Annotated in this window: 22 protein-coding genes, 1 tRNA gene and 2 pseudogenes; 12 read left to right on the top strand and 13 right to left on the bottom strand. The window is 64.8% G+C overall.

Annotation, left to right across the window (positions count from 1 at the left end):
* Positions 1–150: 150 nt before the first annotated feature.
* From Q8M82_RS13485 to Q8M82_RS13455, 7 genes and pseudogenes are all read left to right on the top strand, one after another.
* A pseudogene (locus Q8M82_RS13485) lies at positions 151–381 on the top strand (aldo/keto reductase); the annotation flags it as partial.
* Positions 382–609: 228 nt separating this feature from the next.
* Positions 610–1,455: an alpha/beta fold hydrolase gene (locus Q8M82_RS13480; protein WP_305691854.1), complete on the top strand. Its 846-nt coding sequence runs from the start codon at positions 610–612 to the stop codon at positions 1,453–1,455.
* A gap of 100 nt (positions 1,456–1,555) precedes the next feature.
* Positions 1,556–2,491, top strand: a complete 936-nt coding sequence (locus tag Q8M82_RS13475; protein WP_305691853.1) for a LysR family transcriptional regulator — start codon at positions 1,556–1,558, stop codon at positions 2,489–2,491.
* A gap of 94 nt (positions 2,492–2,585) precedes the next feature.
* Entirely contained in the window at positions 2,586–3,350 is a 765-nt protein-coding gene (locus tag Q8M82_RS13470; protein ID WP_305691852.1) for a class II aldolase/adducin family protein, read from the top strand.
* Between the two features lie 42 nt (positions 3,351–3,392).
* Entirely contained in the window at positions 3,393–4,379 is a 987-nt protein-coding gene (locus Q8M82_RS13465) for a Bug family tripartite tricarboxylate transporter substrate binding protein (RefSeq protein WP_305691851.1), read from the top strand.
* 1,082 nt (positions 4,380–5,461) lie between these two features.
* Positions 5,462–5,740: a hypothetical protein gene (locus Q8M82_RS13460; RefSeq protein WP_305691850.1), complete on the top strand. Its 279-nt coding sequence runs from the start codon at positions 5,462–5,464 to the stop codon at positions 5,738–5,740.
* A 115-nt stretch (positions 5,741–5,855) separates the two neighbouring features.
* The gene (locus tag Q8M82_RS13455; protein ID WP_305691849.1) at positions 5,856–6,179 is read left to right on the top strand and encodes a hypothetical protein; all 324 of its coding nucleotides are present in this window, start codon (positions 5,856–5,858) and stop codon (positions 6,177–6,179) included.
* Here Q8M82_RS13455 and Q8M82_RS13450 read toward each other — a convergent pair whose 3' ends face one another.
* From Q8M82_RS13450 to Q8M82_RS13440, 3 genes and pseudogenes are all read right to left on the bottom strand, one after another.
* Entirely contained in the window at positions 6,180–6,779 is a 600-nt protein-coding gene (locus Q8M82_RS13450; RefSeq protein WP_305691848.1) for an IS5 family transposase, read from the bottom strand. It abuts the gene before it with no gap.
* A pseudogene (locus Q8M82_RS13445) lies at positions 6,743–6,949 on the bottom strand (transposase); the annotation flags it as partial. The gene Q8M82_RS13450 and the pseudogene Q8M82_RS13445, both read right to left, overlap by 37 nt.
* Before the next feature lie 363 nt (positions 6,950–7,312).
* Positions 7,313–7,402 (bottom strand) — tRNA-Ser (locus tag Q8M82_RS13440).
* A 340-nt stretch (positions 7,403–7,742) separates the two neighbouring features.
* Here Q8M82_RS13440 and rplU point away from each other — a divergent pair.
* The 3 genes from rplU (at position 7,743) to Q8M82_RS13425 (ending at position 9,608) form a co-directional block, all read left to right on the top strand.
* Positions 7,743–8,435: a 50S ribosomal protein L21 gene (rplU, locus tag Q8M82_RS13435; protein WP_305691847.1), complete on the top strand. Its 693-nt coding sequence runs from the start codon at positions 7,743–7,745 to the stop codon at positions 8,433–8,435.
* 100 nt (positions 8,436–8,535) lie between these two features.
* Positions 8,536–8,802 (top strand): 50S ribosomal protein L27, encoded by a 267-nt coding sequence (gene rpmA, locus Q8M82_RS13430; protein ID WP_305680153.1) that lies wholly within the window; start codon positions 8,536–8,538, stop codon positions 8,800–8,802.
* 152 nt (positions 8,803–8,954) lie between these two features.
* The gene (locus tag Q8M82_RS13425) at positions 8,955–9,608 is read left to right on the top strand and encodes a GNAT family N-acetyltransferase (protein ID WP_305691846.1); all 654 of its coding nucleotides are present in this window, start codon (positions 8,955–8,957) and stop codon (positions 9,606–9,608) included.
* A gap of 97 nt (positions 9,609–9,705) precedes the next feature.
* Here the strand turns inward: Q8M82_RS13425 and denD are convergent, their stop codons facing one another.
* From denD to Q8M82_RS13390, 7 genes are all read right to left on the bottom strand, one after another.
* On the bottom strand, positions 9,706–10,689 hold the full coding sequence (gene denD / locus Q8M82_RS13420; protein ID WP_305691845.1) for a D-erythronate dehydrogenase: 984 nt from the start codon (positions 10,687–10,689) through the stop codon (positions 9,706–9,708).
* A gap of 33 nt (positions 10,690–10,722) precedes the next feature.
* Positions 10,723–11,469 carry an SDR family oxidoreductase gene (locus tag Q8M82_RS13415; protein WP_305691844.1) on the bottom strand — a complete coding sequence of 249 codons (747 nt, stop codon included), beginning with the start codon at positions 11,467–11,469 and terminating at the stop codon, positions 10,723–10,725.
* A gap of 13 nt (positions 11,470–11,482) precedes the next feature.
* Positions 11,483–11,938 (bottom strand): GNAT family N-acetyltransferase, encoded by a 456-nt coding sequence (locus Q8M82_RS13410; RefSeq protein ID WP_305691843.1) that lies wholly within the window; start codon positions 11,936–11,938, stop codon positions 11,483–11,485.
* Entirely contained in the window at positions 11,938–12,639 is a 702-nt protein-coding gene (locus Q8M82_RS13405) for a GNAT family N-acetyltransferase (RefSeq protein ID WP_305691842.1), read from the bottom strand. The genes Q8M82_RS13410 and Q8M82_RS13405 overlap by 1 nt, the downstream gene beginning before the upstream one ends.
* Entirely contained in the window at positions 12,636–12,962 is a 327-nt protein-coding gene (locus Q8M82_RS13400; protein ID WP_305691841.1) for a hypothetical protein, read from the bottom strand. Before Q8M82_RS13400 ends, Q8M82_RS13405 begins: the two co-directional genes overlap by 4 nt.
* Positions 12,959–13,798 carry an isocitrate lyase/PEP mutase family protein gene (locus Q8M82_RS13395; protein ID WP_305691840.1) on the bottom strand — a complete coding sequence of 280 codons (840 nt, stop codon included), beginning with the start codon at positions 13,796–13,798 and terminating at the stop codon, positions 12,959–12,961. The genes Q8M82_RS13400 and Q8M82_RS13395 overlap by 4 nt, the downstream gene beginning before the upstream one ends.
* Positions 13,799–14,055: 257 nt before the next feature.
* On the bottom strand, positions 14,056–15,918 hold the full coding sequence (locus Q8M82_RS13390) for an IlvD/Edd family dehydratase (RefSeq protein ID WP_305691839.1): 1,863 nt from the start codon (positions 15,916–15,918) through the stop codon (positions 14,056–14,058).
* 283 nt (positions 15,919–16,201) lie between these two features.
* Here Q8M82_RS13390 and Q8M82_RS13385 point away from each other — a divergent pair, with 283 nt between their 5' ends.
* Positions 16,202–17,386 carry a pyridoxal phosphate-dependent aminotransferase gene (locus Q8M82_RS13385; protein WP_305691838.1) on the top strand — a complete coding sequence of 395 codons (1,185 nt, stop codon included), beginning with the start codon at positions 16,202–16,204 and terminating at the stop codon, positions 17,384–17,386.
* A 380-nt stretch (positions 17,387–17,766) separates the two neighbouring features.
* Here the strand turns inward: Q8M82_RS13385 and Q8M82_RS13380 are convergent, their stop codons facing one another.
* On the bottom strand, positions 17,767–18,588 hold the full coding sequence (locus Q8M82_RS13380) for a DUF3108 domain-containing protein (RefSeq protein WP_305691837.1): 822 nt from the start codon (positions 18,586–18,588) through the stop codon (positions 17,767–17,769).
* A gap of 276 nt (positions 18,589–18,864) precedes the next feature.
* Between Q8M82_RS13380 and rpmB the strand changes: the two genes are divergently transcribed.
* Positions 18,865–19,152: a 50S ribosomal protein L28 gene (gene rpmB / locus Q8M82_RS13375; protein WP_267521113.1), complete on the top strand. Its 288-nt coding sequence runs from the start codon at positions 18,865–18,867 to the stop codon at positions 19,150–19,152.
* 232 nt (positions 19,153–19,384) lie between these two features.
* On the opposite strand, the gene Q8M82_RS13370 is transcribed toward rpmB, so the two are convergent.
* Both Q8M82_RS13370 and Q8M82_RS13365 read right to left on the bottom strand, forming a co-directional pair.
* Positions 19,385–20,386: an esterase-like activity of phytase family protein gene (locus tag Q8M82_RS13370; protein ID WP_305691836.1), complete on the bottom strand. Its 1,002-nt coding sequence runs from the start codon at positions 20,384–20,386 to the stop codon at positions 19,385–19,387.
* A 31-nt stretch (positions 20,387–20,417) separates the two neighbouring features.
* A partial coding sequence (locus Q8M82_RS13365; protein ID WP_465248081.1) for a cobaltochelatase CobT-related protein occupies positions 20,418–21,510 on the bottom strand: 1,093 nt, incomplete at its 5' end.

Genomic DNA, 21,510 nt, shown 5'->3' with positions numbered 1-21,510 from the left:
TCTTCTCCAGCAGCCCGCGCAGGTTCATCATCTCGTCGGTCATCGGGGATCTCGCGGTTCAGGGTTGGCGTTCGCAACCCAAACCTAACCGGCAATCGCCGATGACCACCCTCAGCTACACCACGCGATGGGACACGACCCGTCGCCCTCGCCTGGGTGGTGGAGCGGCCCGGCGTGTCATCGACCTTGATGGGCGTCAGTCGGCCTAATCAGATAGCGGACAACGTCGCCGCTCTCGAACACCGTCTCACACCTGACCACCGGGCTAGGCTTAACGCTGTCAGCGCATCGGCTTCACCAAGGATGCTCTACAGCCTGTTTACGCCAGCCCTGCGCCGGCAGGCGGTCTTCGGCGGAAACTCTGTACGGCCCGCTCGCTAATCCGAAGCTGCGCGTCGGGGCGCGCCAGTAGCTGCCGTTCGGCGGTCGCCGGCAAGCGGACGCGGGACGCGCTCAACAACTCCGAGCACCTCGTAGACCAGTCACGATGCCCAGCCCTCGGTCGTCAGGACAGGTCGGACCCAAACACTGGCCAATGCGTTGCCTCAGGTAGACGCAGCTCGGTCCGATTGCTGCTCCGGGATTTCGCCTAGCCAGAAGGACACGCCGGTGACTTTGCACTTTGTTCGTCATGGCGAAGGCCCCCGCCTCCTTCTGGTCCATGGCTTGGGTGGGACGTGGCGGTCCTGGAGCACAATCCTCCCAGCGCTTTCGAAGGCGCGCGAGGTGACCGCGATCGATCTACCAGGACATGGCGAAACACCAGCGGCGGCAGACAGCGGCACTTTCGCCGGCCTTGCAGACAGCGTGGAGCGCTTCGTCCTGGAGCAGGAGCTGGACGGCATCGACATCGTAGGCAGTTCGCTTGGAGCACGGATCGTCTTGGAGATGGCGCGCCGCGGCAGGGTCGGAGCTACTGTCGCTTTGGACCCTGGCGGTTTCTGGAGAGGATGGGAGCGCACCTACTTCCGAACGACGCTCGCGGCGTCGATCCGTCTTCTCCGAGGGCTGCGTCCGGCACTTCCAAGGCTCTCATGGTCAGCAGTGATACGCAGCGCGCTTCTGGCGCAGCTCTCAGCAAGACCATGGCGCCTGGACGAGGAGGTTGTTGCAGCTGAACTGCAAAGTTTTGCCAGCACGAAAACCTTCGATGCTCTCGTGCGCGATCTGGCGACAGGCTCGAGCAAAAAGGTCCAGCGGCTAATCCCGCTCATCCTCTCGTCATCGGCTGGGGCCGTCAAGACCGTCTGTGTCTGCCGCGACAGGCCGCTCGCGCTCACGAGGCTTTCCCATCCGCCAAGCTCCACTGGTTCTCCAAATGCGGGCACTTCCCGATGTGGGACCGCTCAGACGAGACGGTGCAACTCATCCTCGAGACAACGGGGAAGTGCCTCCAGCCAAAGTCCGCGGCGAGATGCACCACGTCCCGATATTGAGGTGTTGTCAAAAACCTGACGTTGGGGGCACAATTAGATGGTCGGTTGCGCGGGCTGTGATCGCTTGAAAACGTCTGGTCAGGCCGTACCAATGAGCGACGAGCTCCTACGGAGCGCCTTTGAACCTGCGTCAACTGAAGTATTTCGTGCGCGTCGCCGAAACCGCCAACATGACGCGGGCGGCTGACGAGCTGCGCATTGCGCAGCCAGCGCTCGGCATGCAGATCAAGCAGCTCGAAGAAGAACTTGGCGTGACGTTGCTGACGCGACATTCGCGGGGCGTTTCTCTCACGACCGACGGTGCAAAGCTCCTTCCGCGCGCGATCCAGATCCTCGAACTCGTCGATCTGACCCGCCGTGAGGTGCGTGGCGACATACGGGAAACTGTACGGTTCGGTCTGACGCCCAGCCTCATGCAGATCATCGGCCCTGAACTGCTGCTGCGGATTTCACGCGACGCCCCGAGCCTGGCTTTCAGTCTCACCGAGGAGATGAGCCATGTGCTGGTCGACAGCCTGCATCGGGGCGACCTCGATGTGATCCTCGCCTATGAGGTTGCCGATGCACCCGGCCTGTGGAAGCGCGCCCTCTATCAGGAGGATCTTGTCTTCGTCACGGCCGGAGCCGGAGGACGCGCCGGTCCCGTGATCTTCGCCGAGGCGCTGGCCGGGCCGCTCGTCCTGCCCGAACCGCGCGACGGCGTCCGCTCCCTCGTCGACAAGGTGGCGGCCGAGTATGGGTTCGTCATCCGCCTGGAGCACGAGATCAGGTCGATCTCCGGCATCAAGGCGATGATTGCTCGCGGGCCGGCCGCCGGCATACTGCCCTATGGCACCGTGCTGGCCGAGGTGAACGCGGGGACGCTGAGCGCTAGGCCGATCATAGAGCCGGTCCTCCGTCGCACGTTGCATCTGGCCGGCTTGCGGAAGGCGCGCCACCTGGCCGCGCTGCCGACCATCCGCGAGGCGGTCGTCGCGGCGATGATCCCCTTATCCGAGGCCATGACAGGGCTGGGTCATCCGCTCTCGGAAACCTCGCCATCGCAAAACGCTTAGGGCTGACCTAAGCCGATTGCATTGGATTCCATGCGGCTGGCAGCGCCATCCTCCGACCAGTGGCCAAGCGGCCATTGAAGATCGAGGATGCCCGATGTCGTCGAACCCGCTGGACAAGCAGCCTTCGCAGGAGCGCGATCGGGACAAGACGTCCCGGTTTGAGTTTTGCGTTGCCGAGATCGTACAGGCCAGCCGCATACTCGCTCGAGAGACCATTCTCGACAGTTTCGGGCATGTGTCCGCGCGCCATCCAGACGTCGCGTCTCGCTATCTGATGCCACGGGTCAGGGCGGCCGAACTGGTAACGGCCGAAGATGTGCTCGAGTTCGATCTCGATGACAGTCTCGTCTCGCAGGCGCCGTCGCGCATCTTCGCGGAGCGGAGCATTCACGGCGCCATCTATCGTGCGCGCCCAGACGTCATGGCGGTCTGCCATCATCATGCGCCCTCACTCATGCCCTTCTGCACGAGCGACGCGAAGCTCGTTCCGGTTTTCCATCTCGGCGCGACCATGGGCCAGGTCGTGCCGCTCTGGGACAGCCAAGACGAATTCGGCGACACCAACCTGATCGTCTCGACGCGCGAACAGGGCGATTCGCTTGCACGCACGCTGGCTTCGAACTGGACAGTCCTGATGCGCGGCCACGGAGCGACGGTCGCCGGCCGATCGGTGAGGGAGCTTGTCTTTCGCTCAATCTATGGTGCGCGCAACGCCGAGGTGCAGTGGACGGCAGCCCAGATCGGGACCGTTCGTTCTTTGACCGCCAACGAGGCAGCGGCTGCGGGCGACTTCAATCTGACACCATTCGCGATGGACCGCGCCTGGGAGCAGTGGTCGCGCAACACGATAATCGGATGATGACGACAGACGGAACAACAACACAAAACGGGAGGTCAGACCATGCCTGAATCCCTGTCTCGCCGAAAACTGCTCGTAGCTATCGGCGCGGGTTGCTTCGCCCGCCCAGCCTTTGCGCAAGGAGTTTCCTCCTATCCCAGCAAGCCGGTGCAGCTCGTCGTGCCTTATCCCGCAGGGGGTGCGGTCGATCTCGCGGCGCGTCTCGTCGCCGAGAAGTTGCGCGGTGAGTTCGGTCAGCCGGTCATCGTCGAGAACAGGCCGGGCGCCAACGGAATGGTTGGGACGGCCGCCGTCGCGCGCGCGGAGCCGGATGGCCATACGCTGCTGATGGCGCCACGGGAGGTATTCGGGATCAACCCGCTCCTGATGCCCCAGCAGGCGATCGACGCAAAACGCGACTTCACCTATGTCGGCGTCGTCGCCACCGGGGCATATGTCCTCGTCGTCAACCCTGGACTTGGCGTGAACAGTTTCGCCGAGTTGGTCGCGCTCGCGAAGACCAGAGAGCTGGCCTATGCCAGCTTCGGGAAGGGCAGCATGGCGCATTTCAACATCGAAGCGCTGGCGAGGCGTCTCGGCGTCAAGATGGTTCATGTTCCCTATCGCGGCGCGCCGCCGGCGGTCGCTGCAGTAGCGACAGGTGAGGTCGCACTGACGATCGCGACACCGCCAGCCGCGCTCTCGCTGATGCTCGACGGCAAGGTGAAAGCGCTCGCCGTGGGCGACAGACGCCGTCTGCCCCAGATGAGCACCGTGCCGACCATGGCCGAACTGGGCTTCGCCGACGATCCTCTTGTTCCAAATTTCTTTGGCTTGGCGTTGCCCGCCGGGACGCCTGCGCCAATCGTCGAGAAAATCGGCTCGGCCGCGGCGCGGGCAATCGCTTCACCGGACATCGCGGCAAAGCTCGAAGCGAGCGGATTGGTGCCGTCGCCCGGCTCACCTTCACAAATGGCGCAGCTCGTCGCTGCCGATCTCGATCGGTTCGGGCGCTTGATGCGCGAGCTGGATATAAAGGCCAGTGAATGACCGGACGCTCCGTACGTTGGGAAGGGCGCGAGGAGAGAGCGCAGGACGCTGGTGCGAGCAAGTTGCGCCAATTGCAGACGATGAGGCGAGTTCCGGAACCAGACATTGCTTCTGAGGATTTCGGGGTCGTTTCCTCTGATCCTTACGTCCGTCGCCTGTCCGAAGGGCATACATCACTGGACTAATCCGCTCTCGCGGCATGGCGTTGCGGCGCGGTCATCGCTGAGATTTCGCATGTGATGCGGACGAAACGCACTCCATCGACCTCATTCGGCCGCAGTTGCGAGGCGATGCCCACCCCGACCGAAAGGTTCTGTCGCTCAAATCAGCCTTTTGGCTAACCGACCGCGCACCTCTCTGTCATGACGTTACCAACTGTACTGGACCATCCAGCCGGTCGCCGTCTGCTATTTTCACTTCAATTTCACACCGTTTTCAAGCCGAGAGGTACGAGGCGCGGCTACTATCGATCGGAACAGCAGTCATCAAAAACAGATTGTACCGTTTGACCTGTGAATGCGTCTAAGAAACGTGATTTATCCGTACTGGTCTCAGGCCACCAAAATGTGGTGGAGGTTCAATTGCTTTCCATATCAATTGTCGAGACGGTAGGTTTTGTCGCCGCGGTTCTAACGCTCATCACTTTCGCACAAAAGCGAATGCTTGATATGCGGCTCGCAGCTCTCTCGTCAAATGTCGTTTTCATCACATACGGACTTCTCGGCGGCATATATCCCGTACTTGTTCTTCATATGCTGCTATTTCCAATCAACCTAATGCGATGCATTGCAGAGATATTGGGAAGACGAACAACAAAGAAATCGGATTACAATCACCGTGGTACCCCCGGATTGTGCTGGGTCTACGTATCAATGTTCGCTCCCACTTGTACGCCTAGCCGCTGAACCGTCGGCAATTGCACCGTTCGACAAGTCTCATCGACGGTCGTTCGGCAGCCATCTCGAACCAACTCGAACTGCGGGAGGAAACGAAAAATGGGCTCGATCCGATCAGGTTTCTCAAGGTCGAATTTTCGCCGAGTAGTCGGGAACGTTATGATCCGTGGGGGGATAATTGGCGGATTGTTCATCGTTCAGCATACCGGATTACAGGCGCAGGCCTCCCCTGCAATCAGCGCGGAGGATGGACAAATAATTTGCCGCGCATGGCAAATCCGGGTGGAGCGAACATTAAGGATGAAAGAAGAATACAAGATCGTTTCTGAAATCGAGGCCCGACGCATCCGAGGCGAACTGGTCAACCTTGAAACGCAGTGCAAAGACTTTCCGTCGCAGAGTGTTTTAGCACGATATGCCGAGGTCGATCGTTTACTTTACGATGATGCAGAAGACGGATTTTGATTTATAGCGGCCCCCGGTATTGAACAATCTATATTCGATAAGTGTCCAATTTTGAGAATTGCACCGCAGTGAGTGCCGACGTGGTTCGGGACGCTTTTATTTTGAGGAGACCCGGATGGTTCTCGAAGATTTCACGCTCGCACTGTTCACTGCGTGCAATGCGCTACGTGTCTTTGCCTATGTTCCACAAATCCGAAGGGCCGCCACGGACACACACGGAGCGTCGGCAATATCGTACACGACTTGGAGCTTGTTCCTCGTCGCCCATCTGTCGACGGTTGCCTACGCGATCGTCAATCGCTCAGACTGGATGCTCGCTGCGTGCTTTGCCGCCAATTCCGTTTGCTGCGTTGCCATCTTGGTGTTGGCTCACCGTAACCGACGCCGGTTCCTTCTCGCCACCAAAGATATGGCAGCCACTGTTCCGCTGGCGCGCTAGTTAGGCGGTGTGGACGAATTTGATCAAGCATAGCCCTGCGGCGATGCTGACGATGGAGCGGAAGTTCCGAGCTGTTTTTTCGCAGCGGAGGGCGACGCGCTTGAAGCGTTTGAGGGCGCCGATGCCCTGCTCGATGCGGGCGCGCGCCTTGTAGAGCGTCCTGGCGAAGAAGACGGGTTTGCCCTTCTCGTTGTCCTTGTGCGGGATCACCGGCGCGATGCCGCGTGCGCGCGCCAGGGCCCGGTTGGCCTTGCTGGCATAGCCTTTGTCGCCGATCACGGCGCGGGGCGCGACGTCGGGGCCGAGGTCGAGCAGCACGGCGAAGTGGGGCGCGTCGCCTTTCTCCCCGCCGGTCAGGTCGAATCCGATGAGCGCGCCCGAAGCATCTGACTTCGCGTGGATTTTGGTCGTGAAGCCGCCGCGCGAGCGGCCGAGCGCCTGGCCTTGCTGCCCCCTTTTGCGCCCGCCGCCGAGACATGGGCGCGCACGATGGTCGAGTCGAACATCTGGATGAGATGGGCCGACGCACTCATGCCCGCCAGCGTGTCGAAGAAGGCCTCGAAGACGCCCGCCTTGGAGAGCCGGTCGAAGCGCTTCCACACCGTGTTCCAGTTCCCGAAGCGCTCCGGCAGCGCCCGCCAGCGCACGTTCTCGACCGTGAAGAAGTGCAGCGCTTCGAGGAACAGCCGGTCGTCCGCCGCCTTGCGCCCCCGACGCGGCAGGCAGGTCCGGAACACCGTGAGCGTCGCCGCCCAATCCTCTTCGCTCATCCGCGTCGACATCGCTTCCGACCTCCAAATCAGTCGGAAACCTATGAATCACACCGGAATCCTCGTGGGAATCCTCAAACAATTGCTGGCGGCAATTCGTCCACACCGCCTAGAGGAAGCTTCTGGATCTATCAGTTTCACAACGGCCTGTTCGCTAGCGTCTATACTGGGAGCGCAGCCGACGAAGAGGCAGAGGCTGTGGAGATGGATAGCGGCGCTGGATCGCTTGTCATGCTTCGCAACCCTCAGACCTAAATCCACGTCTGCGTGTGTCGGTTTCCATCTCGTTGCCGGCACAAGTTGGGGAACGAAATCGAAGCGCCCGGAAGGCGTCAACGATTTCAGAAACCTAGATGAGAGAAGTGGCGGACAGGGAGGGATTTGAACCCCCGATACCCTTGCGGGTATGCCGCATTTCGAGTGCGGTGCATTCAACCACTCTGCCACCTGTCCGCGGTCGCCTTCGGTCGAAGCGGGCTGGTTACTACACGCGGTGTTCGGCCAAAACAAGCCTTCGCTCGCGCGCCGGCCGCTTTCTGTTCCGCACCGTCGTCTGAGTGTCGTATTTGCCCGGGCCCATGACGCTTTCGCTTGACCTCTGCGACCCCAGCGACTATCGAGCCTCGTCCGGCGTGGGGAAACCCGCGCCCGATCTCTTTTGGCCCTTTGGCTTCGCCGCGCGCGAGCCTTGAGCCTTCAAGAGCGAACCCTGACCCGTAACGACTGCCAAAAAGCCGTCCCGCATGCGCCTCGTCGAGGCCGTGACAGGGCGGGGCCGAACATGGAGGATAAAATGTTCGCAGTCATCAAGACCGGCGGAAAACAGTTCCGCGTAACCGCCAACGATCGCATTACCACCGCCAAGATCGAAGGCAACCCGGGCGACACCGTCGCCTTCGACACCGTGCTGATGCTCACCGACGGCGAGAAGACCACGCTCGACGCCAAGGCCCTCTCCGAGATCACGGTTGCGGCCGAGATCGTCGAGCAGGCTCGTGGCGACAAGGTCATCGCCTTCAAGAAGCGTCGCCGCCAGAATTCCAAGCGCAAGCGTGGCTTCCGCGCCGAGCTGACGGTCATCCGCATCACCGACATTCTCACCGGCGGCAAGAAGCCGGAGATGAAGAAGGGCGAGGCCTCGACTGTGGCGCTTCAGGCCGGCGCTGCCGAGGCCAAGGCCAAGCCCGCCGCGAAGGCCCCGAAGGCCGCCAAGGCCGAGGCCGGCGCCATCGACGCCTCCAACCTCTCGCTGATCTCGGGCGTCGGCCCGACCATCGAGAAGAAGCTGCGCGCCGCCGGCATCACCTCTTGGAACGACATCGCCGCCTGGACCGAGGCCGACGTCGCCAAGTGGGACGAGGAGCTCAAGCTCCGCGGCCGCACCACCCGCGAGGAGTGGGTCGTGCAGGCTCAGGAACTGCTGGCCGGCAAGCCCCCGCGGGCCAAGGCCGACCAGGCCGAACAGGCTTCCGGCGAGGACTACTGACACCTCCCGTCAGGTCGTCTTCGCTTTCGCTGCCCGGACCGGCTGGCTTTTGCCGCCGATTCGGGTTAGAGAGACCACATCAGTTTTGAGGTAGGGCGTTATGGCTCACAAAAAGGCAGGCGGCTCGTCCCGCAACGGTCGCGACTCGGCAGGCAGGCGCCTGGGCGTCAAGAAGTTCGGCGACCAGTCGGTGATTCCGGGCAACATCATCATTCGGCAGCGTGGGACCACCTGGCATCCCGGCGCCAATGTCGGCATGGGCAAAGACCATACCCTGTTTGCCACGACGACGGGTCGCGTCCGATTCACGACCAAACTCGGCCGAGCTTTCGTGAACGTAGTCCCGGCCCAAGAGGCCGCAGAATAAGACGGCGGATAGGGACTTCTCCGATCCGCCGGTTCCATCGAACCGGAACGGATCAGGGGTCCAGCCCTCTCAGGGGTCACCCAAGGTCAGCGAAAGGGAGATGGGACAAATCCCAGCTCCCTTTTTTCGTTTGCGCCGACGGAGAGACCCCAATGTTCCCCGAATTGACCCGCGACGATGTCTTCCGGCTCGAGACCCGCCGTCTCTGGCTGCGCTGGCCGCGCATGGCGGACGCTTCCGCCATCCTGCGTCAGGCGGGGGAGAAAGCCGTGGCCGAGATGACGGCCTCGATCCCGCATCCCTACCCTGTGGAAGCGGTCGAGCCCTTCATCTTCGCCATGCGCAAGGGCAATGCGCTGGGTGAGCATCTGGTGCTGGCGATCACGCCACGCTCGAAGCCCAACGAGCTGATCGGCATGATCGGCGCGCATCGGCAGGCCACGGGCGTGCCCTTCATCGGCTACTGGCTGGGCACTGGTCATTGGGGCAAGGGGCTGGCGACGGAGGCCACCCAGGCGCTGATCGACATTGTGTTCTCGCTGAGCGAGATCAAGGCGATCGAGGCCGATGCGCGGGTCATCAACCCCGCCTCCAAGCGCGTGCTGGAGAAGTCGGGCTTCCGTGCCGAGGGCTCGTTCCTGAAGTCGCTGCCGGCCCGCGGCGGGCTCTTCCCCTGCGAGCAGTACCGGCTCGACCGCTCGACCTGGGCGGCGCTGAAGAGCTGGGGCACGAGCGGCTGGACCCATGCTCCGGAGATCGAGCCCTCTGTCGCCGTCGACACGCCGGGCGAACCCTGCCCGGCGTGAGCCTAACACGTCATTCCCGGGGCGGCGCTCTGCGCCGACCCGGGAATCGCGATCCGGAGCTGCTCGGGTCGAGCCCGAGCATGACGAGCAGTTTTGCCTACTTCACGAAGGTCCCTCCGAGCTCATCCTCGATATGGATGCGGATGATCTCGTCGAAGCTCGATTCCGCCTTGAAGCCGAGCGCGATCGCGCGCTGTGGGTCGAAATTGCGCGGCCAGCCCTCGACGATCCTGTCGATCACCGGGTCCGGCACGCGCTTGATGCGCGCCACGACGCCGTCGCCGGCGACCTTGCGCAGCGCCTCGATCTGCTCCGCCACCGTGCAGGAATAGCCCGGCATGTTCAGCGCGCGACGCGGGCCGACAGCCGCGAGATCCATGGTCGAAGCGTGGATCAGGAAGTTGACCGCCGAGCGCGGCGAGGCATGCCAGTGGCGCACCTGGTCCGACACGGGCAGCACCGCGTCGATGCCGTTCAGCGGCTCGCGGATGATGATGGAGAAGAAGCCCGACGCCGCCTTGTTGGGCGTGCCCGGCCGCACGCAGATCGTCGGGAAGCGGATGCTCAAGCCATCGAGGAAGCCGCGGCGGCTGTAATCCGAGAGCAGCAATTCGCAGATCGCCTTCTGCGTGCCGTAGCTCGTCAGCGGCGTGGTGAAGAATTCGTCGCCGATCTTGTCGTGGAAGGGCGCCCCGAACACGGCGACCGAAGAGGTGAAGACGACGCGCGGCTTGTAGCCGTCGCCGGTCAGGCGGATCGCCTCGAACAGGAACCGCGTCCCGTCGAGATTGATCCGATAGCCCTTCTCGAAATCGGCCTCGGCCTCGCCCGAGACGACCGCCGCGAGATGAATGATCAGTTCCGGCCGCGAGGCGATCAGCTTCTCCGCCTCGCCCGGTACCGAGAGATCCGAGACGATCGCGTCGAAGGCAAAGGCTGCCCCCTTTGGCGCCTGCGCCGCAACGACATCCTGCGCCGTCACTTTCGTGATCGGCTTGCCGCCGAGTTCGCCGTCACGGGCGAGACGCTCGATGAATTTGCGGCCGGCCATGCCGGCGCCGCCGAGAACGAGAATATGCATGCGCTGTCTCCCTGTCGTTTTTTTGATCTGCGCTCAGAGAGCGAAGCCGCCATCGGCGAGGTGGATCTGACCGGTGGTGTAGCTCGCCTCGTCGGAGCCGAGATAGACCGCGAGCCAGGCGATCTCCTGCGCCGTGCCGAGCCGGCCCATGGGCTGTCGATCGATGAAGGCCTGCCGCGCCGCGGCTTCCGTGGTCTTGGTCGAGACCGCCAGATCCTTGATACGCTGGTCGAGCGAGGGGGACTGGATCGTGCCGGGGCAGATCGCGTTCGAGCGGATGCCCTTCTTGATGAAGTCGGCCGCGACCGCCTTGGTCAGGCCGATCACGGCGGCTTTCGTCGTGCCATAGGCGTAGCGGTTCGGGATGCCGCGCACGGAGCCGGCGCCCGAGGCGATGTTGACGATCGAGCCCGCGCCCTTCTCCAGCATGCCCGGCAAGAACGCCTTGATCGTGCGGTGCATCGAAGTCACGTTGAGGTCGAAGGAGAAATCCCAGGCCTTGTCGTCGGTGTCGAGCACCGTGCCGTGATGAACGTAGCCGGCGGCGTTGACGAGGATGTCGATCGTCCCGACCTTCGCCGCGAAGGCCTCGACCGCCTTGGTCGACAGCACGTCCAGCTTGCGCTTCTTCGCCTTGGGAATGCCCTCGAGCAGCGCAACTTCCTTGTCGGTCGCCCAGACGGTCGCGCCCTCGGCAACGAAGGCCTCCGCGATCGCGCGCCCGATTCCCTGGCCGGCGGCGGTGACGACCGCGACCTTGCCCTTCAAACGTCCTGCCATCTGCCTCTTCCCTTTAGCCGGCTTTATGAAGCGGTTTACGCATGTGGACCAGCCGCCGGTTCGGCCTGTCCTCGTGATGGGTGATCGCGTAACCGAGCCGCTCATACCAGGCGATCCGGTCGGCGAGCTTGGCGTTGGTGTAGAGATGGATCGCGTCGAAACCGCGCTCACGCGCCCGCGCCTCGGCAAAGCCCATAAGGGCGGAGCCGACCCCACGGCCGGCAGAGGCGGGCGTGACGGCGACGCTCCAGACGCCAAACAGGTTCGGCTCCTCCTCCAGCACGAGCACGCCTTCGAGACCCGCCACTCCCTCGGCCAGCCAGATCTCATGCTGCGCCAGCACCGTGTCGTAGTCGGCGATCCGCGGCAGTGACGGCGTTCCGATGATCGGCTCGTTGGGCAGGTAGGCAGCCTCCGTCAATGCGACGACCGCCGGAAGGTCATCAGCAGTCGCGCGGCGCATCGACATCACTCGTCCGCCCGGCCACGCAACGGCGCCAGCGGCACGATCTGCCGCCCGGCCGCGTCGAAATTGGCCGGATCGAGCCAGGCCTCGAAGGCGGCGTTCACGGCCGGCCATTCGCTGTCGAGGATCGAGAACCAGGCGGTGTCGCGGTTGCGCCCCTTGACGACCATGTGCTGGCGGAAAAGCCCCTCATAGCGGAAGCCGAAGCGCAGCGCAGCGCGTTTGGACGGCTCGTTGAGGTTGTTGCATTTCCACTCGAAGCGCCGGTAGCCGAGCGAGAAGCCATAGGCGCCGCAGAGATGGATCGCCTCGGTCGCGACGCGCGTCTTCTGAAGCACGGGCGAATAGGTGATGTAGCCGACCTCGAACACACCCTGCTCCGGCCGGATCTCCATCAGCCAGAGATGGCCCTTGGCCTTGCCGTCGGCCTTGTCGATGATCGCGAAGGGCACGATGCCGGCCTTGCCCGCCATCATCGCGAGCAATTCGCCATAGGCCGCCTTCGTCTGCGGCGGATGCGCCGGCATCCACTCCCAGATCTGGTCCTGGCCGGCATTCACGGCCCAGATGTCGTCGAAATGGCGGGCGGGGTCGATCGGCTCGAGCCGGCAATAGCGCCCCTCCAGCACGCGTGCCGGCGGAAAAGGCGGCGCCGTCCAGTTCAGGATCGGGTTGCGGTCGACGGTCGGATTCGCATCGCTCATGGCTTCGTCATCTCCTGCCAGCCGGCGAGATCGGCGGAGACCGACCAGCCCGCGCCGAGTTCGGCGGCGACCGCTGCCGTGATGGCGTGCCCTTCCGCCTCCCAGACGCGCTGCTCGGCTTCGCTCGGAAAGCGCGAGCGCGCCTCTTGCTCTTCTTCATAGATGGCGTCGAATGCGTCCATCCACGCCTCGAGCCGGTCGGCCAAGTCCTCCGACAGGCCGAGATCCTCGGCGTCGGTGGCCTTGCGGCGTCCCTTGGCGTCGAGCGTCCAGAGCCCGCTGAGGCCGAGCCAGGCCGGTGCGATGAGGAGCGTGTTGCTCACGAACGCGCTTTCAGGTCTTCGGTGAAGAATGGGTTCAGCGGCGCCGAGGCGCCATTGCCGGCAAAGCCGCGGAAGCTGCCTTCCTGCGCGATCAGCCGCGTCGCCTCGATGAAGGCGGCCCAGGCTGCGCGCGCAAGCGCACCGCCGATCGAGATCCGGCGCACCCCAGGCTTCGCGATGTCCGCAACCGACAATCCGAAATCCCCGTAGACCAGCGCATTGACCGGCCGCCCGCCGGCCGCCGAGACGATCGTCGCGATATCCGCGACCGTCTTCGGGCCGGGCGCATAGAGCACGTCGGCACCGGCCGCGGCATAGGCTTCGATCCGCCGGGCGGCCTCCTTCAAGGGCTCGCCATGACCGGTCAGGAAGCATTCCGCCCGCGCCGTCAGCATCACGCCGGAACCGGTCTCGTCGATCGCCTTGCGCGCGGCGCGGATGCGCTCGACCGCGAGTTCGAACGGATAGAGCGGATCGTCCTCGCGCCCCGTCGCATCCTCGATCGACAGGCCCGCCACGCCGGTCGCGACGCAGAGCTTGACGTTGGCAGCGACGCCGTCGGGCGTGTCGGCATAGCCATTCTCGAAATCGGCGTTCACCGGCAGATCGGGCAGCGCCTTCACCATTTCGGCGATATGGGCGAGCATCATGTCGCGCGGCACGTCCTGGTCGGCCCGCGCTTGAGTGAAGGCGAAGCCCGCACTGGTCGTCGCCAGCGCCTTGAACCCCTGCCCGCGCAGCCAGCGCGCCGAGCCGACATCCCACGGGTTCGGCATGACGAAGCAGCCGGACTCATGGAGCGCGCGAAAGGCATCGACCTGAGGGGAATAGGCCATTTTAAATCGTTTCAGAGACGTATCGGCAGCCGGAGGCGCATAGTGTCCGCAAAGCGGCGCCTTGTCAGCCCCAAGGGCACGCGCAACGTGGTCGGCTCCTTTGCGCGGGCGGAATGACGGCGTTCAACCCATCCGCATCGTCATCCCGGACGCAGCGAAGCGGAGATCCGGGATCCATCATAGGGCGACGTCGAACTCTATGATGGATCCCGGGGCAAGCCCGGGATGACGGGAGAGGGTGAGACGCCTGTCACACCTCAGTGATTGTCGCGCGGCACGCCGAACTTCTTGTGGATCTTCTGGTACTTGACCGCCGGCTTCAGCACCATTCCCTCGGAGAGTTCGCCGACGATCTTGCGCTGGATCTCCTGCCACGGCGTCTGGCTCTTGGGGTATTTGTAGCCGCCGGCCGCCTTCAGCGCGGCGCGCCGCTGCGCCAGTTCCTCATCCGAGATCAGGATGTCGGCCGTGCGCTTGGTCAGGTCGATGCGCACCTTGTCGCCCGTCTTGAGCAGTGCGAGCCCGCCGCCCGTCGCCGCTTCCGGCGAGGCGTTCAGGATCGAGGGCGACCCCGAGGTGCCGGACTGGCGCCCGTCGCCGATGCAGGCGAGCGCCGAAACGCCCTTCTTGATCAGGTAATCCGGCGGCCGCATGTTCACCACCTCGGCTGCGCCGGGATAGCCGATCGGCCCGACGCCGCGGATGAACAGGATGCAGTGCTCGTCGATGGCGAGCGCTGGATCGTCGATGCGGTGATGGTAGTCCTCCGGCCCGTCGAAGACGATGGCGCGGCCCTCGAAGGCGTTGGGATCTTTCGGATTTTCCAGATAGCGCTTGCGGAACTCCGGCGTGATCACGCTGGTCTTCATGATCGCGGAATCGAACAGGTTGCCGGACAGGTTGAGGAAGCCTGACTGCGCCTTCATCGGCTCGTCATAGGTCTTGATCACGCGCCGGTCGACCGAGAAGAAGCCCTCGCAGTTCTCGGCGAGCGTGCGTCCATTGGCGGTGATCGCCGGCTTGATCTTGCCCTTGGCGACGAGCTCCGCCACCACGGCGGGAACGCCGCCGGCACGGTAATAATCCTCGCCGAGATATTCGCCGGCCGGCTGCAGGTTCACCAGCAGCGGGACGTCGTAGCCGATCTTGGTCCAGTCCTCGTTGTCGAGGGCTACGCCGATATGCTTGGCGATAGCGTTGACGTGGATCGGCGCATTGGTCGAGCCGCCGATCGCCGAATTGACGACGATGGTGTTCTCGAAGGCCTCGCGCGTCAGGATCTTCGAGGGAACGAGGTTCTCCCAGACCATCTCGACGATGCGCTTGCCGGTCAGATAGGCCATCTCGTAGCGGTCGCGATAGGGCGCGGGAATGGCGGCGCCGCCCGGCAGGGTCATGCCCATCGCCTCGGCCAGCGAGTTCATCGTCGAGGCCGTGCCCATGGTGTTGCAATGGCCGGCCGAGGGCGCCGAAGAGGCGACGAGGTCGACGAAGCCTTTGTAGTCGATCTCGCCGGCGGCCATCATCTGGCGCGCCTTCCAGACGATCGTGCCCGAGCCGGTGCGCTCGCCCCGGAAATTGCCGTTCAGCATTGGCCCGCCCGGCAGGGCGATGGCGGGAATGTCGACGGTCGCGGCGGCCATGATCTGGGCCGGCGTGGTCTTGTCGCAGCCTGTCGTCAGGACGACGCCGTCGAGCGGATAGCCGTAGAGGATCTCGACGAGGCTGAGATATTGCAGGTTGCGGTCGAGCGAGGCGGTCGGCCGCTTGCAAGTCTCCTGGATCGGATGGATCGGGAACTCGAAGGGCACGCCGCCCATCTCGCGGATGCCGTCGCGGACGCGATGCGCCAACTCGATATGGTGGCGGTTGCAGGGCGCGATGTCGGAGCCGGTCTGGGCGATGCCGATGATCGGCCGGCCCGACTGCAGCTCGTCGCGCGAGAGGCCGAAATTCATCGTGCGCTCGATATACAGCGCCGTCATGTCGGCATTGGCGGGATTGTCGAACCAGGCCTTCGAGCGCAGCTGCTCCGGCTTGATGCGGCGCGGCGCCTTCTTCTTCGTCGTGGCGACCGGGCGCTGGTCGCGCGGCAGGTTGCTTTCGGGTGTCTTGGCCATCCTCGTCTTCCTCTCGCGCGGCGCGGACACTGGCGGCCGCTTGCCGATCTCTGCTTCTACCAATTCGAGACAGGCTCATCATGCCCATCGGCCCCGGCGCGGCAAGAGCCGATCCGGCGATAGTCATACTATTTACGCGCCCTGCATACAGCATGCAATCGAGGCCGCACGACGCGCCGCACGCTTGCCAGCGCCCCCGCTTTGGCGCCAAGAGAGACGGCAAGAGAGGACAAGGCCCCGTCCCAAGCGGGCCGCAATGCGACCAAGCCCGAGGAAGCCCGCCATGACGCTCCACGTCGTCCCCGCCTTCGCCCGTATCGGCGAGGAGAACGCCTTCGCCGTGCTCGCGCGCGCAACGGAACTGCAGCGTCAGGGCAAGGACATCATCAATCTCGGCATCGGCCAGCCCGACTTCCCGACCCCCGACCACATCGTCGAAGCCGCGGTGAAGGCGCTGCGCGACGGCCATCACGGCTACACCCCGGCCAACGGCATCCTGCCGCTGCGCGAGGCGGTCTCGGCCGATCTGCACAAGCGCTTCCAGGTCGAGGTATCCCCCGAAAGCGTGATGATCGTGCCCGGCGGCAAGGTCACCATGTTCATGGCGATCCTGATGTTCGGCGAGCCCGGCGCCGAGATTCTCTATCCGGACCCCGGCTTCCCGATCTACCGCTCGATGATCGAATACACCGGCGCGACGCCGATTCCCGTGCCGATCCGCGAGGAGAACGGCTTCGCCTTCTCGGCCGAGGAAACGCTCGCGCTGATCACGCCGAAGACGCGCCTCCTGATCGTCAACTCGCCGGCCAACCCGACCGGCGGCTTCACGCCCAAGGCCGAGGTCGACAAGCTCGTCGCCGGCCTGGCGAAGTTCCCCGACGTCGCGATCATGTCCGACGAGATCTACGACCAGATGCTCTATGACGGCGAGCAGCATGTCTGCCTGCTGAGCTATCCCGAGATCCGCGACCGGCTGATCCTGCTCAACGGCTGGTCGAAGACCTATGCCATGACGGGCTGGCGCATGGGCTGGTCGATCTGGCCCAAGCCCCTCTACGACAACGCCCGCAAGCTGGCGGTGAACTCCCATTCCTGCGTCAACGCCCCCGCGCAATGGGCCGGCCTTGCAGCGCTCACCGGCCCGCAGGACGCGGTTAGGGTGATGCTGGCCGAGTTCGACAGGCGCCGGAAGGCGGTGGTGAAGGGGCTCAACGCCCTGCCCGGCGTTTCCTGCATCGTGCCGAAGGGGGCGTTCTACGCCTTCCCGAACGTCTCGCAGACCGGCTGGAAGGCCAAGAAGCTCGCCTCAGCCCTGCTCGAGGAGACCGGCGTCGCCACCATCGGCGGCCCGGATTTCGGCGTCCATGGCGAGGGCTACATCCGCCTCTCCTACGCCAACTCGCTGGAGAACATCGAGCGTGCGCTGGAGCGCATGGGCAGCTTCCTGGCGAGCGCGAAGGCCGCATGACCTTCGGCAGCCTGCCAGTGATCGCTCTCTTCTCGAAATCAACGGCGCATTGAGGCGGGGCTCGGCCCCTTTTTGCGTCATCCTGGACGAGCCGCGAAGCGGCGCAGGCCGGGATCCATCCTAGAGCGTGCTAAGTTTTCTCGGAACCACCGCCGTCATCCCGGGCTTGCCCCGGGATCCATCGGAGGGCTCCAGAGCCTTATGATGGATTTTGCATCGGCGCGGCTGCGCCGCTTGTCCGGAATGACGGATTGTTTCCGAGTGAAATCAGCATGCTCTAGGGCGATGTCGCGCCTTACCACGGATTCCGGGACAAGCCTCGATCGCCCCGGATGACGCGCGTTTCCGGACAGTGTGCTCGGCGATAGGCGCCAGCAGCCTCAGTTCCGGGCCGTGCTCGCGGTCATGCCGGGGTCGACCTTGAAGCTCGAGGCTTCGAGCACGGCCGTGCCGATCATCGTCTTCACCGAGACGCGCACGGGCACCATGACATTGGTGCCCGCCACCGGCGCGAGCCAGGTGCTGATGTCGCGGTTCTCGATCATGAACTTCGTGCTCGGCCGCTGCGAGCGATGCCCCGCGATCGGCACATAGCGCACCTGGCAGACCGCGACCGGGCCGCTATAGCCCTCGAGCTTGACCTCGCGCGTGCCCGACTGGCTCATCTTGATGTCGTAGCGCGCCGCGCCGTCGAAGATCTGGAGCGTCCGGTTGCAGGCATTGGCCAGCCCCTTGCCGACGACCGGCATGAGGAAGGCGCTGAGCGGATCGATCACGTTGCGGCGATGGCCGTCGTTCAGCGGCACGCGGTCCGGCTTGGCATCGATCGGCGGCTCGATTTCGACGGCTGCGACGGCGTTGCTGTCGAGCGCCATGCGCACGGTGCGGCTCTCGCTCGAACTCGCCGAACTGACGGCGAAACTGGTCGGCGAGAGCTTCGTGCCGTTCAGGCTGCCGCTGGCGGCACCCGAGCCGCGCCCGCCGGTGAAGCCCCCGATCAGGCCCGTCAGCTTGGCGGTCAGGTCGAGCTTGTAGGCGGAGCCCTCGATGCCGCCGGTGAGGTTCGCCGTGCCGAGCGTCAGCCCCAGCAGCGACACGTCATAGCGCGCATCGAGCGAGGCGGCAGCGGCGGGCAGAGCCAGGGTCGCGGCTCCGATGGCGAGGATCCACCCGCCCAGGGACGATGCGATGGCGGGTTTCATCCGGTTCCTCCAGGCGGCAGGCCATGCCGACATGCATTGCGATTCGGTCCGAATCGTGACCGCTTTCGCCGGGTTTGGCGAGCGCCGAGATGCCGCGGCGGCGCTCGCGCCGGCACGGCGCTCCTTTCGGCGCGGCACCACGCGGTTTTCCTTGACGGCCCCGCCGGCCTTGGCTATGGAACCGCGACTTCAATTTGACTTCCGGTGCTCATGTCCGGCACGTCGCGTGTCGGCATTTTTGTTTGAGCCAGCCGGTTGGATTTAGGGAACGATACCATGGCGCGCCGTTGCGAACTGACCGGGAAGGCCACCCTCACCGGCCACCTCGTCAGCCACTCGAACCGCAAGACGAAGACCGTCTTCCGGCCCAACCTCGTCAACGTCACGCTGCAGTCAGATGCGCTTGGCCGTTCCGTGCGCCTGCGCGTCTCGGCCAACGCCCTGCGCACGGTCGATCACCGCGGCGGCCTCGACGCCTTCCTGATCAAGGCCCCGGCCTCCGATCTGTCGACCGGCGCCTTGACGCTGAAGCGCGACATCGAGAAGAAGCTCGCCACCGCCTGAGCGGACGAGCCTTTTCGGGACGGAACGAAGCGGCCGCGAGGCCGCTTTTTTCGTTTGGCCTTCCCTTCTCCCCTTGCGGGAGAAGGTGGCAGCGCGAAGCGCTGACGGTTGAGGGGGCGCTGTGCCCTCACCGTTCAGCCCTTCGGAAACGACATATTCAAACTCACGGCGCCCCCTCATCCGGCGCTGCGCGCCACCTTCTCCCGCGAGGGGAGAAGGGAAGGACCCGCCCTCAAGCCATCTCGAACTCCAGCAGCACCGTCCGCTGCAGGAACGAGAAATTATCGTCCGAGATCAGCGTCAGGATGGTCCGGCCCGGCTCCTGATGCACCGCCAGCCCCTCCATGTTGTCGATCTCCTGGCCGAGATCGGCCTCGATCAGGGCGGGCCCGTCGAGAAGCGCGCCCGGCTTAAGGCTCGCTGCGGGAATGCGGCGGATTCGCATGCCGACGCCGCGCAGCGCGCGATACCAGCGCTCCAGCAGCAGCAGGTCGCCATCGGGCAGGAAGGCGAGGTCGGTGATGTCGAAGCCGCCATGCCTGATCACCCGGAACAGGCCCGGCTGGCGCCCGAGGATAACGCCGAGCGTCGGCTCGTCCTCACCGGCCGAGCGCTCGGCGATGGCGACGATCGCGCCCGCCAGGGGCTGGCCCGGAGGCACCACGCCGATCGCTTCCAGCCCGCGATTGTCGGGCAGGCGCTTGACCTCGCGCGGCACCGGCACGATCCGCGCCCGCGCCATCACGCCCTCAGTGGCCCAGTCGAAGCGCAGCACGTCATGGGTCCGCTCGACGCCGAGATAGGCAATGCCGTCGGCGATGCACAGGCTCTCGGTGTCGTAGTAGCGCGAGCGGTGCAGCGGCCGGCCCGAACTGCCGAGAATGGGCGCCAGCTCAGCGCCTTCGAGCCCGGTGAGCCGGCCGTTGCGCGTGGCGAGCGTGCCGGTCAGCCAGAAGCCGTTGTCGGTGACGGCGACGAGATCGGTGCCACGCGGTCCACGCCACAGCCCCGACAGCCCACCGAAGCGCGAATGACTGCCGCTGAGCACGAGCCCGCTGCGGAAATCGAGACGGCCGAAGCGCGTCTTCTCGGGGCTGCGCGGTTCGAAGGCGGCGATCGACCGCGCCGAAATGGCGACGGGGATGCGGCCGGTATCGGGAGATGCGGCCGCGGCCGGGCCGGCTGCGGCCCATGCGCCCAGCCCTGCCAGAGCGGAACGACGCGTCAGGCGCATCGGGACGACGCGCCTGCGTCTGGAGCCGTGCTCACTGCAGCCGCCGCGATCCGCGCGACGGCTTGGCGTTCAGCCCCGCATCCTCCTCGAACAGCTCGGCGAGCTTCTCGGTCATGACGCCGCCGAGCTCTTCCGCGTCGACGATGGTGACGGCGCGACGGTAGTAGCGGGTGACGTCGTGTCCGATGCCGATGGCGATCAGCTCGACCGGCGAACGCGTCTCGATCTCGGCGATGATGTGCCGCAGATGCCGCTCGAGATAGTTGCCGGAGTTGACCGACAGCGTCGAATCGTCGACCGGCGCGCCGTCCGAGATCACCATCAGGATCTTACGCTGCTCGGGCCGCGCCAGCAGGCGCTTATGCGCCCAGTCCAGAGCCTCGCCGTCGATGTTCTCCTTGAGCAGCCCCTCGCGCATCATCAGCCCGAGATTCTTGCGCGCCCGGCGCCAGGGCGCATCGGCCGCCTTGTAGATGATGTGACGCAGATCGTTCAGACGGCCGGGGCTGGCCGGCTTGCCCGATTGCAGCCAGCTCTCGCGCGACAGCCCGCCCTTCCAGGCCCGCGTGGTGAAGCCGAGAAGCTCGACCTTGACGCCGCAGCGCTCCAATGTCCGCGCCAGGATGTCGGCGCAGGTGGCCGCGACCGTGATCGGCCGTCCGCGCATCGAGCCGGAATTGTCGATCAGCAGCGTCACCACCGTATCGCGGAAATTGACATCCGATTCCTGCCGGAAGGAGAGCGGCTGGTAGGGGTCGATGATGATGCGCGGCAGGCGGGCGGGATCGAGCGCGCCCTCCTCGAGGTCGAACTGCCAGGAGCGGTTCTGCTGCGCCATCAGCCGGCGCTGCAGCCGGTTGGCGAGCCTGGCCACGACGCCCTGCAGATGCGCCAGCTGCTTGTCGAGATAGGCCCGCAGCCGCGTCAGCTCCTCGGCGTCGCAGAGGTCCTCGGCCGTGACGATCTCGTCGAACTTCTGGGTGTAGGGTTTGTAGTCGGTCTGCGGGCGGTCGTTGCCCTTGCTCTCGCGCGGGCGCGGCGCCTCGCCGGCCTCGTCGGCCTCGGAGTTCTCGTCCTCCTCGTCCCAGTCTCCCGAGGGCGCGTCGGAGGCTTCGGTCGCCCCC

This window comes from Allobosea sp. (assembly GCF_030694325.1).
Taxonomy (GTDB): Bacteria; Pseudomonadota; Alphaproteobacteria; order Rhizobiales; family Beijerinckiaceae; genus Allobosea.
Note: the sequence above shows the minus strand (reverse complement) of the source record. Positions and strands in the feature narration are given on the sequence as shown.

Coding starts and splice junctions, on each gene's coding strand:
- Q8M82_RS13470 (WP_305691852.1), top strand. CDS start 2,586: ATGTCGTCGAACCCGCTGGACAAGCAGCCTTCGCAGGAGCGCGATCGG.
- Q8M82_RS13465 (WP_305691851.1), top strand. CDS start 3,393: ATGCCTGAATCCCTGTCTCGCCGAAAACTGCTCGTAGCTATCGGCGCG.
- Q8M82_RS13455 (WP_305691849.1), top strand. CDS start 5,856: ATGGTTCTCGAAGATTTCACGCTCGCACTGTTCACTGCGTGCAATGCG.
- rplU (WP_305691847.1), top strand. CDS start 7,743: ATGTTCGCAGTCATCAAGACCGGCGGAAAACAGTTCCGCGTAACCGCC.
- rpmA (WP_305680153.1), top strand. CDS start 8,536: ATGGCTCACAAAAAGGCAGGCGGCTCGTCCCGCAACGGTCGCGACTCG.
- Q8M82_RS13425 (WP_305691846.1), top strand. CDS start 8,955: ATGTTCCCCGAATTGACCCGCGACGATGTCTTCCGGCTCGAGACCCGC.
- denD (WP_305691845.1), bottom strand. CDS start 10,689: ATGCATATTCTCGTTCTCGGCGGCGCCGGCATGGCCGGCCGCAAATTC.
- Q8M82_RS13415 (WP_305691844.1), bottom strand. CDS start 11,469: ATGGCAGGACGTTTGAAGGGCAAGGTCGCGGTCGTCACCGCCGCCGGC.
- Q8M82_RS13410 (WP_305691843.1), bottom strand. CDS start 11,938: ATGTCGATGCGCCGCGCGACTGCTGATGACCTTCCGGCGGTCGTCGCA.
- Q8M82_RS13405 (WP_305691842.1), bottom strand. CDS start 12,639: ATGAGCGATGCGAATCCGACCGTCGACCGCAACCCGATCCTGAACTGG.
- Q8M82_RS13395 (WP_305691840.1), bottom strand. CDS start 13,798: ATGGCCTATTCCCCTCAGGTCGATGCCTTTCGCGCGCTCCATGAGTCC.
- Q8M82_RS13390 (WP_305691839.1), bottom strand. CDS start 15,918: ATGGCCAAGACACCCGAAAGCAACCTGCCGCGCGACCAGCGCCCGGTC.
- Q8M82_RS13385 (WP_305691838.1), top strand. CDS start 16,202: ATGACGCTCCACGTCGTCCCCGCCTTCGCCCGTATCGGCGAGGAGAAC.
- Q8M82_RS13380 (WP_305691837.1), bottom strand. CDS start 18,588: ATGAAACCCGCCATCGCATCGTCCCTGGGCGGGTGGATCCTCGCCATC.
- rpmB (WP_267521113.1), top strand. CDS start 18,865: ATGGCGCGCCGTTGCGAACTGACCGGGAAGGCCACCCTCACCGGCCAC.
- Q8M82_RS13370 (WP_305691836.1), bottom strand. CDS start 20,386: ATGCGCCTGACGCGTCGTTCCGCTCTGGCAGGGCTGGGCGCATGGGCC.